Raw genomic sequence first — 16,264 nt, 5'->3', positions numbered from 1 at the left:
CTGCTAAAAACGTTAATCCTCGACATTTGAGTCATCGATTATTACTTATAAACACAACAAAAACTTTAATCTCTCTAAGCATTTAAAACTAGTATGAATATGAAGAATATTATATCTACAGTATTTTTTTTATTGACCTTGATTTGTACTCAAGGTTTCTCACAAAATAATTTAATAGATAATGGGAATTTCGAATCAACAGAAGCTCCTTGGATTGTTACTAATAAGAGCGGTATTGCTAACCCACCTGTAGGTTCATTAATTACTCATAAAGACAATGCATCGGGTGCTTATCAGATCGCTATTCCGGTGAACGAGGAAAACGAAAAATTAAACCTCTCAAATATTCAGTTGAAGTCTGGAGGTTTTGTAAACTTTACAGAGGCATTGGCTGAAGAAACAGTTTTCCAATTATCTGCAGATGTGTACGGCTCACAAGAAGGAAGATTGAAATATATGATTCAGTGGGAGTCGGGATCAAATAAAATCCAGTCAGAAGAATTTACAATAACAACAGACAATCAGACATTCACGTCTCAGTTAGCGGTACCTGCAGGGGCAACAAAATGGATTGTTTTACTTCAGTTAGGAGGTACAGTTGATGATGTAGTTGTTGATAATATTGTACTAGAAGTTGCTCCAGAAAAAACGGATGAAGAATTAGTACAAGAAGCTATTGAAGATCTGAAAATTACTTTTGATAACAATGATCCAAAAGATGGTTTAGGAATTATGTATGATGTATCGCTACCTACTGTAGGACTAAATAATACAACAGTAGCGTGGGAGTCATCTCATTCTGATGTGATTAGTGCTAACGGAAATGTTGTGAGAGGAGATCAAACAACAGAAGTGACATTGACAGCTTCAGTAACACTAAATACGACTACATTAGATAAAGATTTTACAGTAAGCGTATTACCTTATACAGATGAAAGTGGTAATGCAATAATAGTAAATGCAGACCTTGAGTTAGGGGAGACTGTAGGTTGGGAAACAAGCTTTAATGCTGGACAAGTAAGCGAATCTGATTTTACGTACAGTAGTACTGTTCATGCAGAAAACGCTTCGAATGCTGGAAAGTTAGAAATCACAAATGGAGGAGCATCGTTACCTAACTTAGTGATAAGGACTCAATGGTACCCATTTAATGAGGCTACTTTAGAAAAAAAATATTTCGAAGTAACTTCAAATGTATATACAGCCATCGATGAAACGATCACTCTAAGATATCAGGTGTCAGGAAGAGATGCAGAAAGCAACTACATCAACAGTAACAGTAGAAACATGGAAGTTACGCCAACAGCCGCTGATGTTACTTCAGTAGTTGAAACACCTGCTGGTTTAACATCTTGGAGATTGTTATTACAAGTAGGTGGAAATACAGGAACATTTGTTTTTGATAATGCTGTTTTAAAAGAAGTAAGTGCAAATGAAGGGCAAGCAAAATTAGTAGCAGAGAGTTTATCACTCACTTTTGCAGATGGAGAAACAGCCACAACCATCGAAAGTGATTTTGAAGTGGTTATTACGGATGCATTAGGTTATGGTACTTCTATAGCTTGGGTATCTAGTAATACAGATGTTATTACAATTACAGATGGTTCTGCTGTGGTTACAGAAATTGTAGAAGACACAGAGGTCACATTAACAGCTCAAATTTCTCAAGGAGATTTTTCAATCAATAAAGAATTTAAATTAACTGTGTTAGCCTCAGACAATGCAAAATTAGCGGCAGCTAAAGAAGATGTTGCTATTGAGTTTGCTGAAGGTGATGCTGCTGATCAAGTATCTGAGGACATAGTATTGCCAACGACATCTTTATATGAGACAACAGTTAATTGGGAGAGTACTCATACAAACATCACTGCTGAAGGAGTAGTAACATTAGGTGATGAAACAGTAACAGGAAAGTTAACAGCAACAATTTCATTAGGAGATTTATCTACAACAAAAGAATTTGATCTGACTACAGTAAGAAGCAATTCTTCTTTGCTAAATGAAGCAGTAGAAGCAGTAGAAATTACATATGCCAATGAAGAAGATGCTCAATCAGTTGAGTCTGATGTTACGCTACCTAGCACAGGTTTAAATGAAACAACAATTTCTTGGGTCTCTGATAATGAAGAAGTAGTTACTTCTGCAGGTGTGGTGACCCCACAGACGACTAATCAAACTGTGAAATTAACTGCTACAGTGACTTTAGGAGAGTTGTCAGATACAAAAGAATTTACATTAACAGTATTGAATAATGCTTCAAAAGTAATCAGTGATAGCAAAGAACATTTACAAGTAGGATTTGCAGATGGTGAAGAAGCAAGTCAAGTAACTTCTGACCTTGAGTTGATCACTTCTGATGGTGATGTAACGATTACATGGGCTTCGTCAAATACAGATGTTGTTACAGCAGATGGAAAAGTAACACAGCAATTATATGATGAAACTGTAGAGTTAACCGCAACTTTAGTTTTAGGTGATGAACAAGAAACGAAGACTTTTACTGTAGTTGTCGCTAATAATGCAGAAGAGGTAGTTAACGATGCGTTAGCTAACGTTCAAATCACTTATGCTAACGGGGAAGATAATACTTCTGTAATCAGTGATATTACTTTATCAGGCGATGTAAATGAGGTGACAGTGTCTTGGTCTTCATCAGATGAAGAAGTGATCACAAACGCTGGTGCTGTAACGAGAGCAGAAGAAGATAAGAATGTAACAATGACGGCTACACTATCTGCAGGTGACGCGACAACTACAAAAACCTTCGATCTAACAGTATTAATGGAAGAACAAATACCAACAAGCGTAGAGGACGAATTACTAGAATTAGTAGTTTTTCCTAACCCATCATCGGATTTGATTACCATTAGATCAGAAGTACAAATTAACACTTTGGAAGTATTCGATATGTTAGGAAGACAGATTGAACTTTCAAAAGAAGGAACTGAATTCTTGAAGAAAATTAATATATCAGGTTTACCAAAAGGAAATTATATCCTTAAAGTAAATCAACAATCAAGAGTATTTATTAAACAATAATAGAAACTCTAGAAATAACGACACCGACACAAATCAGCTGTTGAGGCGTAAGCCTCAACAGTTTATTACAGACAAGAAATCAATTATTATTTGTATGAAAGAATTACTACTAACGTTATTATTATTATCATTTTTTACTAAAGACTACGCACAAACACCAGCACATGAAATGGCTACTCGACTAGGAACTGGCTACAATTTTGGTAATGTGATGAGTGCTAACAATGAAGGAGACTGGGCTGCCCCAATCGAAGAATTCATGATGGATGATGTGGCAGAAGCGGGCTTTGATCATATTCGACTTCCTGTGCGTTGGGGAAGTCATACTTCAGAAAATGCTCCATATACAGTAGATCCAGCTTGGTTGGAAAGAGTAGAAGAAGTGGTCGATTGGGCATTGGAGAGAAATCTTATTGTGGTTTTAAATGCTCACGGTGAACATTGGTTTATTGAGGAAGTGACGAAAGATGTAGATGTGTACCCTCATCCTGAAAAGTGGGATAGAATGTTAGAAATCTGGCGTCAAATCAGTACACATTTCAAAGGAAAAAGTCATGATATTGTTTTTGAGTTGATCAATGAGCCTTACTTCAATATGAACAAAAAGTTAGTGGATCAGCTAAATGTAGAGTTGTTGGAGATCGTTAGAAAAGATCACCCAGATAGAATTGTCATGCTAACGGGAGGTGGTGATAACGCTATTTATGCACCCCAACAAATGGATCCTGCTATTTTTGAAAATGACGATAAATTAATTCCTTGGTTTCATTTTTACTGGCCAAATACCTTTACAAAATATCCTGAAATTGAAGGGAGTAAACCTACTTGGGGATCCAAAGAAGAATATGAAAGTTTAAGAAGTGATTTTGAAAATGTAAAAAGTTGGGCAGACCAACTGAATGTCCCTTTATACCTAGGGGAATTTGGTTCTAATAATGTTTGTGATCCGGTAAGTAGAGCAAAATACCATAGTGCTATTGTAGAACTTTCTCAGGAGTTGGATTTTCCTAGAGCTATTTGGTGTGCAGGGCCAAAGGCCAATAAAATGATCTACAAAAGAGTAGAAGGTGAGTGGGATAAGGGACAGTTAGCTCCATTATTCCCTAAAGAAAATAAAAAGAATGTCGTATTAATCATGATTGATGATTTAAATACCGATTTATTCGCATTTGGTAATGAAGAGGTAATTACTCCTAACATTGATGCATTATCAGAACAAGGTATTCAATATACAAATACACAATGTTCATATCCTGTTTGTGGTCCTTCGAGAGCAAGTTTGCTTACAGGTACCTATCCGGAAAGAAATGGTGTAACGAATCTAACGTTACAACTAAATGAAACAGCTCCGGAATTAACAACCTTACCAGAGTTATTATCACAAAACGGATATAAAACAGCGGCAGTAGGAAAAATATTTGATCCAAGAAATGTAGATAATGGACATCATGAACAGGCTTGGACAAGTGATTATACAGACCCATCGCATTATACATATCCCGATGAATATGGAGACTTTGTCTCAGGGAATAAATACAGAGTTGAAGATGGAATGTCGTATGAAATTGGTCCTGAAAATGTAGGAGATGATGGGTACCAAGATGGTCAGTTTACTGAGCATGCATTAGAATTACTAGATGAGTTTTCTGCTTCATCACAACCGTTCTTCTTGGCAGTAGGGTATAAAAAACCTCACTTACCTTTCGTCGCTCCAAAAAAATATTTCGATCTATATGAAGGGAAGGACATTTCTTTAGCACCCTACCAAAAGATGCCTGAAGGAGCTGATGAGATTTCATATAAAGAACCAACCGAATTAACGGGTTATAAAGATATTCCAGAAGTATGGGAAGATACGTACCTAGAGTTTGAAAATGTATTGAATCCGGATAAGCAAAAGGAATTGGTTTTAGCATACTATGCTTGTGCTTCTTATATCGATGCACAGATTGGACAAATTGTAAACCGCTTAGAGCAACTAGGGGAAAAAGATAACACTTTGCTTATAATAACTAGCGATCATGGTTTTAACCTTGGTGACCATAATATGTGGGGAAAGCATAATTTATTAAGAAATTCTGCTCAAGTTCCTATGATAATTATTGATCCATCAGAGTTACTTCCTACAACTACAACAGATAGGGCTACTCAGTTAATAGACCTCTATCCCACGGTGTGTGACTTTACTTATACTCCAAAACCCTCATTTCTTCAAGGCAGTTCGTTGTTCTTGGGAAATGAGGTAACTACCCAGTACCCGTTAGATTTATCTGTAACATATTACAAGAAAAATAGTAAGAATGGTTACACCTTTAAAAGAGGAAATTATAAGTATACTTTATGGACCTCTGATAAAGGGATGACTCCAATGTTGGTGCCTTATCAAAATGTAACAGCTTATCACGAAGAATTTTATGTATACAATGGTATTCAGGATTTAGAAAGAGAAAATCAGATCAATAATAGTGCTTACGCATCAGAAATTGCAGCAATAAAAGATGATGTGGCTAAGTGGTGGTCGGTATACTTTTCACATGTAAATGCAGAGAGTTCATCTAATATTATTAGAATAAATAATGATTTTGAGCAAGGAGTGGAAACAGGTTGGACGGCAACTTTTAAGAAAGATTTTGGTATCGATTTTAGTTTGGTAGCAGAAGAGCATCCTGTAAATAAGACTACCGCAGCAACATTTCATATTACACAAAATGGAGGTAATTTTTCTAACCTTGCTTTAAGGTCTGAAGAATACTCAATAGGTTATACAACGGAAGAGGAAAAGACTGTAAAAGTTACTTTCGATGTCTATTCTACTACCGATACTGAAATCCGTTACCAGTTACAGTGTAATGAAAGTACGGTTAAACTAAACAGTGAAAATATTACTGTAGCTAAAAATCAACCTGTGGCTGTTGAAAGTGAGATTGTGATAGGAGAAGGTATTTCCACAATGCAGATTGCCATTCAAATAGGAAAAGTAACCGGTACATTCTATATCGATAATGTAGTCTTAAAAATTGATGGTGATGAAGATAAATCACAGAAGTTAAAGGAAGCTGTAGATGCAGTAGAAGTGACTTATCAAGGAGGAGATTCCAAAAATGCTGTAACCAATAATCTTATTTTATCAGAAAGCAGTTTGCATTCATCAACAGTAACATGGAAAAGTAGTAACTCCGATGTAATAAAAATCAATAATGAAGAAGGGGTAGTCACCAGACAAGATACGGATCAAACAGTGGTTTTAGATGCTGAAGTAGCTTATGAAAACCTAGTTGAGACAAAGACTTTTGTGGTTAAAGTTCTGGCGAAACCTACTGATAAGTTACAGGAAGCTTTGGATGAGATAAACATAACTTACCAAGGAGAGGATAACGAAAGTGCCGTAACACAAGATATTACTTTGGTGAATAGTAGTAATGATGAGGCTAAAGTGACTTGGACTTCCAGCAATAAGAATGTGATCGAAATTCTTGAAAACCAAGGTGTGGTGACTAGAGATGAAGAAGATCAAGAAGTAAAAATTCTAGCAAAGGTAGAACTTAATGGTGAGTCCGGACATAAAGAGTTTACACTTCATGTGGTAGGGACAAAAGAGGAAGCAGAGCCTCCAACACCACCGACTTCATTGGATCCTGAATTATCACAAATAAAAGTCTATCCGAATCCTGCACATCAGGTGGTACATATTATCACTGATCAACAGGCAGGGGAAGAGCTGAGACTATATAACATTAGAGGAGCATTAATCTTAAATCAAAAACATCAGTCCAAAACTCAACTGGATATCAGTGGATTACCGAAGGGTGTTTACATATTAAAAATAGGTTATCATATAAATAAATTAATAGTAGAATAAGTATAAACACATGAAAAAGTTATTATTTCTGATCTGTTTCATCTCATCTTTCAATGCTTGGTCACAAAATAAAACAGTAGAAACTGAAGCAAAGTATTTTACAAATTGGATGGATAAAATTATTCACCTATCTGTAGATCAAAAAAATGAGATGATAGCATTAAGAACCAATTATATTTTGGAGAAAAATGCTTTGAAAAAGAGTAAAGTGGCAACGACTTTTGATCGTCAGCAATTGGATAGAGATTATTGGAAAAAAAGAGATCGTATCCTAACAAGAGATCAAAGTATTCTTTTGGCAACTCACTTGGTGACAAGTAGAGAGGTGGAAGAACTTAATCACATTGTAGCTTTACATAAAGATCAGAAACAATCTTTTTATGATACTTATAAGATCGTTAATTATACCTTAATGAAAGACAAGAAAGATTATGGTAGATATAGCGATAAATATATTAAAACGGATCAATCAGCTATTGCTAGAAAAAAGGAGATCATTAATGATTTATTGATAGCTGAACAAAAAGAGACATATGATACCTACTTCGAGGATTTAAAGAAAAGAAAGAACAATGCTACTTTTCATGCTACCGAAGAGGAAGATGTAGAAATCGATGGTTATAATATCTTAGAACCTATTGGGTTTTAATTCTCTGAAATCTATTTTTTCTTCCAGATTATCTTATTATCATTGCTGAATATTAGCCAAATAATATTCTGATTACTGGATGAAAAATTTTGAAGAGAAATATAAATTGATAGTAAAAATAGGTAATGCGTTGCATAAATTTGGTTGTTCTTCATTAAGAGTGGAGACTTATATCCAAGATGTGGCCAAACACATTGGGGTAGAAGTTTCTTGTCAGGTAACAACCAACACCTTGAACTATCAGATAGAAGATCCGGAAACCAATGAACGACAGGTGATCTTACAATACATTCCTTTAGGAAGTAATGATCTCGGGAAATTGGCAGATCTTCATAAAAGATTAAGACAGGCTTTTAAAGATGACCATGACTATGAAACCATCACCAAGAACATTGATGAAGTAATGGTCTCTAAAAAGTTGTATGGGGAATTGTTACTTGCCTTTGCTTACACTGTAATTCCACCTTCATTTTTGGCCTTGATTGGTGGAAGTATAATTACATTACTCTTCAGTTTCTTAATGGGATTTCTAGGGTATGTAATAACGAAAGCAGTGGGCAAGTTCAATACCTCAAAGTATACCTTGGAGTTTTATACCGCTTTTATTTGTTCTATGATGGGATGTTTATGTAAATGTTTCATCCCAGAATTAGATGTAATAGAGCTCAGTTTAGCTTCAATAATTCTATATGTACCCGGACTTACAATATCCATAGCATTAGAGGAGATATCATTTAATCAATTTAATTCAGGAACAGGATTCCTATTTAATGCAGTGATGATTTTCTTAAAGCTTTTCATTGGGGTGTACTTAGGAATGTCAGTCGGCAATTACTTATTTGATCTTCCTGAAGATATATATGTGAATGAAATTCCAAAATGGGGCCACTATATCGCATTACCTTTCTTATCAATAGGATTGGGGATTGTCTTTAACACTAAGTTCAAAGACATGATGATAGGTTTGGTATTAGCTGCAATTGCTTTTTGGGGTCCGATGGTTTTTACAAATAATTTGGGGTGGATATTCGGAACATTTATTAGTGCTTTCCTTATCACATTTTTAAGTATTGTCGTAAGTAGATGGAGAGATGTACCTCCTTCGGTTTATTTGTTACAAGGTATTGTTATTTTGGTACCTGGTAGTAGATTATTTATGGGGTTATCTAATCAGTTTAATGATGATCCTATTATTGATAATCCAAGTATTGGTACTTCAGGACTGCTAATGTTCTGTGCAATTGTAGTAGGTATGCTGGTAGCATATAGTACGTACTATCCAAATCTAGATAATAGAAATGAAGTAGTATAGATGGACTTCATTAAATATATAAATCCCACCTTACATAAGTGATTGTAAGGTGGGATTTTTTGGTTAGGCCATTTTACCTTTTTTAAAGCTTAATTTTGCACTTTTTTAAGTATAGCTCACTTCTTACAGCGAAAAAAGTGGACTTTAATTAAAGACAAAAAGGTCTATTAATGCTTATTTTATCCCTAAAACATCATTATTTTTTATAACAAAATACACATCAACTTATTTACTGAATATCAATAAATTAAGTGTTTTTGTGTTTGGAATATTAATACTAAAATCCTAAATTAAACTTATAATCAATTACAAAATGTAGATACTTATTGATTAATAAACTGTGATTACTTACAATTAAATTTTCTCTTCACCTTTAAAATGATTATTACTTTCGATAACCATTTAATAATATGGTTGTCATTAAATTTATTCTTAATAACTTTCAAGTAGTTGACATCTGGATATATATATTAGTTTCAATTTTTGTCAATAGGTCCGTTATATTTTAGATAAAATTGACTGATTAAATAACCTTTTCTATTAGATGTTATTTTAAATGCACATATAAAAATATGTATGAAATCTTATATCCCATTGTTTTTGAAATGAGTGTATTATAAAACGAGGAGCACCATTTTAATTACTTCAACTACTTATGACCAAAAAATTCTATTGTATGAAAAAGCTATCATTATTTTTAGCTCTTTTGTGTACGAACTTTGTTTTTGCACAACAGAAAAATGTTGTCTTATTTTTAGTAGACGACTTAGGATACTATGATTTATCCCTTCATAATTCACCTTTATACGAGACTCCTAACATTGATCAGTTGGCTCGTGATGGTATCGATTTTAGGAATGCATATGTTGCTCATCCAAGGTGTTTACCTTCTAGGTACGGCTTACAAACAGGTAGGCATCCTGCAAGAGCAGGTATTCCAGCGAAGAACTCTAATACTATAAAAGGAAAGAAGTTTTATGACAACGAAAAGACCATCGGTCAGGCTTTTAAAGAGCAAGGCTATAAAACTTTTTTTGCAGGAAAGTGGCATTTGGGAGAAACTGAAGATGAATGGCCTGAGAATAAAGGTTATCATAAAAGTATTGGAAGTGGAGCAGCAGGTGCCCCACAGACCTATTTTTTCCCATATAACGAACCTGAAGATCCTAATAAATTAAATGGCAAAGCGTTAATTCCAGGATTAGATGAGGGAGAGGTAGGTGAATATCTAACTGATCGTCTGACAGATGAAACGGTGAAGTTTATTAAAAATAATAGAAATGAGCAGCCATTTTTCGTCATTTTATCTCATTATGGAGTCCATACTCCATTTGAAGGTAAACCTGATTATGTCAAAAAGTATAAGGAAAAAGTAAAAGGAATGACCTTTGAAGGACCAGAGTATTTGGATATAGATGGGGCTACAAAGACGCATCAAAATAATGCAGCTTATGCAGCTATGGTTCAATCTATTGATGAAAGTTTAGGTAAAATTGTCGAGATCTTAAAAGCCAAAGGGGTGTATGATAATACGATCATTGTTTTTACATCAGATCATGGAGGATTATCCAATAGGGCTAAGAAAAATACAAGAACTTTAGCGACTTCTAACTTACCGTTAAGAGGAGGAAAAGGGCATTGTTTAGAAGGAGGTATTAAAGTTCCATTAGTATTTGGAGGAGCAAGAATTTCCTCTCATTCTGAAAATTATCAGGTAACAACCAATACAGATTTATATCCAACTTTATTATCACTTTGTAATTTAAATCTATACCCTGATGAACATTTGGATGGAATAGATATCAAAGAGAATATAGTTACTGGAGAAACACAGAAAAGAAGGTTATTCTGGCATTCTTCAAGAGCAAGACCCAATTCAACAGGAGATTTGAACTGTTCTGTAATAAGAGACGGGAACTACAAAATGTATCATTATTTCGATGCAGGAATTTATGAGGTGTATAACCTTAAAAAGGATCCTGAAGAAGCAATAAACATCTTTGATCCTCAGAAAGAAAGACATATAAAAATGATGCGTATTTTAAATGAATGGAAAGATGAAGTTGATGCAAGTTAATATAGTAAATTATAATTATTTTAAACTGAAATAATATCATTATATATTTTAATAAATATTCATTAATTTAATTCAAAATAGTATTGATTTATTAGAATATTTATTTTAAATTAAATTAGTTAATCACGTAAATTTATTTGTCTTAATATTGATTATTTTATCTGTTATATCAATGAAATAATATTTAAATATTTGATCTTTATTCTAATCTACTTATTAAATTTTAATTACCAGTTATAAATGATGTGTGACTCTCTTTTCAATGGAATTAGCGCTGCCATTGATTCACTTCAGTTAGATCACTTTAAATCATTATTTCAGTTATAGCACATAAATAATAGTATCACAGTTTATCTATCTACACAACCATTAGAAATGCTCTCAAATAATCACTTAAAATGATTTATGCACTACTTGTCATGGCTTGATGAAATGAATGAAATAGTTACAATTCGCATACACTTCTTAAAACTATTGATAGCCAATGATAAGGTCATGTTATCTGAAAAGATAATTAATCACGACTACTTTCAACATCCTGAAATGGGATGTATAGAACACATCTTAGAAAATTAAATCGTTATGAAAGAATTATTATTCATACTATCATTGATCTTAATAGTAGATCACACTAACGCCCAAACTCCAGCACAAAGAATGGCTGATCGATTGGGAACAGGATATAATTTTGGAAATGTAATGAGTGCACCAGAAGAAGGACGGTGGGCTGAAGCAATCCAAGAAGGCAATGTTGAAGATATTGTAAACGCAGGGTTTAAACATATACGCTTGCCCGTTAGGTGGGATGGTTATACAGGTGCAAATGCTCCCTATACTATCGACGAAGATTGGTTAAATAGAGTCGAAGAAGTGATCGATTGGGCTACAGAAAGAGACCTGATTGTGATCTTAAATGCGCATGGAGAACATTGGTTTCTCAATGAGGTGACTAGGGATGATACTGTATACCCTGACCAAAATAAATGGAATAGAATGTTGGCGATGTGGGAACAAATCGGCCATCATTTTAGAAACAAAAGTAATGATCATTTGATTTTTGAACTGATTAATGAACCCTATTTTAAAATGGGACAATCTTTAGTAGATGAATTGAATGTTCAACTATTGGATATTGTTAGGACAGAGAACCCGAATAGAATAGTGATGCTTACAGGAGGAGGCGATAATGCTATTCATTCTCCACAGCAAATGAATCCATCTACTTTTCAGAATGATGATAAGTTGATCGCTTGGTTTCATTATTACTGGCCCAACAAGTTTACAAAGTATCCTGAAACTACAGGAAGTGTTGATACTTGGGGTTCAGATGCCGATTATGAGTTTATGGAGAATAACTTCCTAGAAGTAAAAACATGGGCTGATAATAATAATATCCCATTGTATTTAGGTGAGTTTGGTACTAACAATGAATGCGAGGAAGCTTCTAGAATTAAATACCATAGAGCAGTGGTTCAGACATCTGAAAATTTAGGTATACCAAGAACCATCTGGTGCGCAGGGTCTAAGGCAAACAAAATGATCTACAATAGAGTAGAAAGAGAGTTTGTACCAGGGCATGTAGAGGCGTTAACTGAATATACAAGAAGGTCAACGATGCCTGCTGGAAACAGAAATGTCTTATTCATTGTTGTTGATGATCTAAATACAGATTTATTTTCATTTGGAAATACTGAAGTGATTACTCCGAACTTTGATAGATTGGCACAAGAAGGAATTCAATATCAAAATGCACAGTGTTCTTATCCGGTATGTGGCCCGTCGAGGGCATCGATGTTAACGGGAACCTATCCAGAAAGAAATGGGGTCACAAATTTGTCAACCCTATTGGATGATGAATCTCCTGAGCTGACAACTTTACCAGAGTTATTAAAAGATAATGGATATAATACGGCTGCAATAGGAAAGGTATTTGACCCTAGGAATGTAGATGATGCACATAATGGAGATTCTTGGACAGAGGCATATAAGGATCCTAATTCTTATGATTACCCTCAGGAATATGGGGATTTTGTACAAGGATCAAAGTACAGAGTCCAAAGCGGTACTTCCTTTGAAGTAGGTCCAGATAATGTAGGTGATGATGGCTATCAAGACGGGCAATTTGCAAATCATGCTATGAATTACATTGAGCATATGGGAAATCAAGATCAACCATTCTTCTTAGCTGTTGGTTTCAAAAAACCACATTTACCATTTATTGCTCCCAAAGAGTACTTTGACCTTTATGAAAACGCTGAATTGTCATTAGCTTCAATTCAAGGCTTGCCAGAAGGGACAGCAGACTTTGTTCAAAAAGCACCTACAGAAATTAAAGGCTATTCAGATATCCCACAAGAGTGGAGTGAAACTTACAATGGGTATTCTCAGGTGCTAGAACTTCAAAAACAAAGAGATTTAATCAAAGCCTACTATGCATGTGCATCTTATATTGATGCTCAAATAGGCAAGGTGATCGATAAATTAGAAGAAACAGGACAGAAAGAGAATACACTGGTCATTATTACTTCTGATCATGGTTTTAATTTGGGTGACCATAATATGTGGGGAAAGCATAACTTATTACAAAATGCTGCTCAGGTGCCTATGATCGTTATTGATCCTTCAAATAACCTAAGATCATCTAATCGATCAGTGCAATTGATAGATTTATATCCTACTATTTGTGATTATACATCAATTGATAAACCAGAGTTTTTACAAGGTAACTCATTGTTCCATGACGATACTGATGCTACTTATTACCCGATGGATTTAGCGGTTACGTTTTATAAAACAGATGGCTCTAATGGATATTCTTTTAAAAGAGGTAATGAGCGATATACTTTATGGACTGATAGAAAAACCATGACGCCAGCAGGTGTAGAGTTTGAAGATATCACTATCCGTCATGAAGAATATTATAGATATTCGAATGCACAAGAGTTAGAATCAAGTAATGCTATAAATAATTCAGCCTATCAGAATAATATACAAGAATTAAGAGATCTTGCTGCTGTATGGTGGAATAAATATTATAACCATGCACATGGAATTCATACTGTAGAACAGCAAAAGATTGATCTTGGTGGTGAGATACCTGAAATTGTAACAGAGGTATTGGATCCGAATAATTTCATTCGTTTAAATCCAGGTTTTGAGATTGGTATTCAAAATGGTTGGACTTACTCAGCGAAAGAAAATATCGGAATTGTAGCATCAGCAAGTGCTGGGTATTTTCCGGGTACCGAGAGTAAAGCAGCTGCTTTTGAAATAGAAAGTAATGGTGGATCTTTTTCGAATATGACATTAAAGTCGAACCAGCATAATTTAGAAAATTCAGATGCACATGAGTTATTTATTGCTTTTGATGTTCACTCTACTTCAAATTTTGAAATGCGCGTACAGATTCAAGGGGATAATGAAGATAATGTAAATACAGAGCCTATTATTATCAATGCGAATACGACCCAGAGAGTGAATACTTCTATTATGACAACAAACGGGATGAATGCTTTTAAGTTCTACTTCCAATTGGGTAAAGCTGAAGGAAATGTTTATTTAGATAACGTCTATGTTTCAGATGTAGAAGAACAGACGGAGGTAGAGGAAGAGGTAAACCATGAAGAAGTACTTCTTGCCGAATTAAATGAGTTAAGCGATCAGTTAAGCATCACTTTTAATGCTCAAGATCCTCAAGATGGAAACGGTATTCAGTATAATATTGAAACTTTACCAGAAAGTATCGGAGATGCTACAATCACTTGGACTTCTTCAAATGATGAAGTGATTAATTCAAATGGGGTAGTAACACAATCTTCTCAAGAGGAGAGTGTGATACTCACTGCAAATATCGCAAAAGAAGGTTATGCTGTGAATAAGGAGTTTCCGATTACCGTACTTCCTAGAGAGGTTGTTGAAGAACCTGAACCAATCAATAATCTAATATTGACCAATGCGTCTTTTGAAGATGGTATTGATATTGGATGGGAAACTTCGGTAAAATCAGGGGTTGGAATAGAGTATAATGCTGCCTCAAGTACTTTCCCAAATACATCAGATTTAAGTATGAAGTATACCATTACGAGTGATGGTGGTAGTTTTTCTAGTTTCAATCTAAAATCTGATGTCTACCCACTTCCTTCTTCATCGGTTTCTAAAACACTGTATATTTCTCTGGAGGTATATACGAATAGTGCTACTCAAATTAAGTTGCAATTGAAGGGCGACAATGGAGAAAAGGTAGAAACTGAAGGAATTGATATTCCAGCTTCAGCAGTCACAAAAATAAACCGTTCTTTAGTGGTTTCATCAGCTATGAATGAGTTCCAGTTATTTATTCAGTTGGGAAAAACTACAGGAACAATCTACTTTGATAATGCAATCGTATCTACAGCACCAATCGCCGAAAACAATAATGTTTCTGATGGAGCTGTTGAGGAAGAGGAGGTTGTTGAAGAAGAAGTGGCTGATAATTCAACGGTGCCTGACAATGGTAATTTAATTCTTTATAATTCGGACTTTACGGATGGAACAAATAATTGGTACATCAATTATAATTCTAGTTTTATTGCAGAAAGTGATTTTGTATTCAAGAATGTAGAACATAAAGTTTCTGGCGATGCTGCTTTAAGAATTAATGTAGAGAATGGCGGACAATCAAAGTCAAATCTGATGGTGAAATCAGAGATATATCGTTTAGACCAAGTGAAACCTGTAACTAGACGATTTAAAGTAGTTGCCAACGCATATTCTTCAAAACAATCTGAAATAAGATTCCAATTAGAGTCTACGGATGAGAATGGAACAACCAATATGATCAAAGGAGAGAGCATTACTTTAACGTCTACTCCTATAGATATTGAAACATATGTGGAATTATCTCCTAATGCAGAGTACTTCCAATTGTTTGTTCAGATTGGTCAGAACATTTCCTATTTCACTTTCGATTATATCGAATTATATGAAGTGACAGAGAGTTCATCTAGCCGAACGACTGGGTTAGAGCATCAGATAGAGGATATATCAGAAGGTATTTTCCAGGTTTATCCAAATCCTGCTTCTCATACTATCCATGTTAAAACTTCAGAAGTTATTACAGAACTGAAGATATATGATTTACTAGGAAGGGAGGTGATGTCATTGGAAGACGACTTAGGTTCCAATTTATGGACAGTAGATATCTCGACCTTAAAAAGAGGAAACTACATTATTAAAGCTGTAAATAATTCATCCCTCTTCATAAAAAAATAAATAGTTAGTAAACTAAATACCAAGGGCTACACTACAGCTTAATTAATGTGTAGCCCACTTTTTAAGACAATTCAATTA

At 34.6% G+C, this 16,264-nt stretch carries 6 protein-coding genes; all 6 read left to right on the top strand.

Annotated elements, in window-relative coordinates; all coding sequences use genetic code 11:
• Positions 1–99 precede the first annotated feature (99 nt).
• Positions 100–3,039: a T9SS type A sorting domain-containing protein gene (locus HGP29_RS07895; protein ID WP_168881824.1), complete on the top strand. Its 2,940-nt coding sequence runs from the start codon at positions 100–102 to the stop codon at positions 3,037–3,039.
• A gap of 94 nt (positions 3,040–3,133) precedes the next feature.
• Positions 3,134–6,898, top strand: coding sequence for a sulfatase-like hydrolase/transferase (locus HGP29_RS07890; protein WP_168881823.1), 3,765 nt, complete (start codon positions 3,134–3,136; stop codon positions 6,896–6,898).
• Between the two features lie 10 nt (positions 6,899–6,908).
• The gene (locus HGP29_RS07885; RefSeq protein WP_168881822.1) at positions 6,909–7,547 is read left to right on the top strand and encodes a hypothetical protein; all 639 of its coding nucleotides are present in this window, start codon (positions 6,909–6,911) and stop codon (positions 7,545–7,547) included.
• A gap of 79 nt (positions 7,548–7,626) precedes the next feature.
• Entirely contained in the window at positions 7,627–8,859 is a 1,233-nt protein-coding gene (locus tag HGP29_RS07880) for a threonine/serine exporter family protein (protein WP_168881821.1), read from the top strand.
• A 676-nt stretch (positions 8,860–9,535) separates the two neighbouring features.
• Positions 9,536–10,936 (top strand): sulfatase, encoded by a 1,401-nt coding sequence (locus HGP29_RS07875; protein WP_168881820.1) that lies wholly within the window; start codon positions 9,536–9,538, stop codon positions 10,934–10,936.
• A gap of 582 nt (positions 10,937–11,518) precedes the next feature.
• A complete protein-coding gene (locus HGP29_RS07870; RefSeq protein ID WP_168881819.1) occupies positions 11,519–16,186 on the top strand; it encodes a sulfatase-like hydrolase/transferase in 4,668 nt (1,555 codons plus the stop codon).
• Positions 16,187–16,264 lie beyond the last annotated feature (78 nt).

It is taken from the genome of Flammeovirga agarivorans, from assembly GCF_012641475.1.
GTDB classification, from domain to species: Bacteria; Bacteroidota; Bacteroidia; order Cytophagales; family Flammeovirgaceae; genus Flammeovirga; species Flammeovirga agarivorans.
The sequence above is the reverse complement of the archived record's forward strand: the minus strand, read 5'-3'. Positions and strand labels throughout refer to the sequence as shown.

Excerpts from the sequence above, each read along its gene's own strand:
- HGP29_RS07895 (WP_168881824.1), top strand. The coding sequence starts at position 100 with ATGAAGAATATTATATCTACAGTATTTTTTTTATTGACCTTGATTTGT.
- HGP29_RS07890 (WP_168881823.1), top strand. The coding sequence starts at position 3,134 with ATGAAAGAATTACTACTAACGTTATTATTATTATCATTTTTTACTAAA.
- HGP29_RS07885 (WP_168881822.1), top strand. The coding sequence starts at position 6,909 with ATGAAAAAGTTATTATTTCTGATCTGTTTCATCTCATCTTTCAATGCT.
- HGP29_RS07880 (WP_168881821.1), top strand. The coding sequence starts at position 7,627 with ATGAAAAATTTTGAAGAGAAATATAAATTGATAGTAAAAATAGGTAAT.
- HGP29_RS07875 (WP_168881820.1), top strand. The coding sequence starts at position 9,536 with ATGAAAAAGCTATCATTATTTTTAGCTCTTTTGTGTACGAACTTTGTT.
- HGP29_RS07870 (WP_168881819.1), top strand. The coding sequence starts at position 11,519 with ATGAAAGAATTATTATTCATACTATCATTGATCTTAATAGTAGATCAC.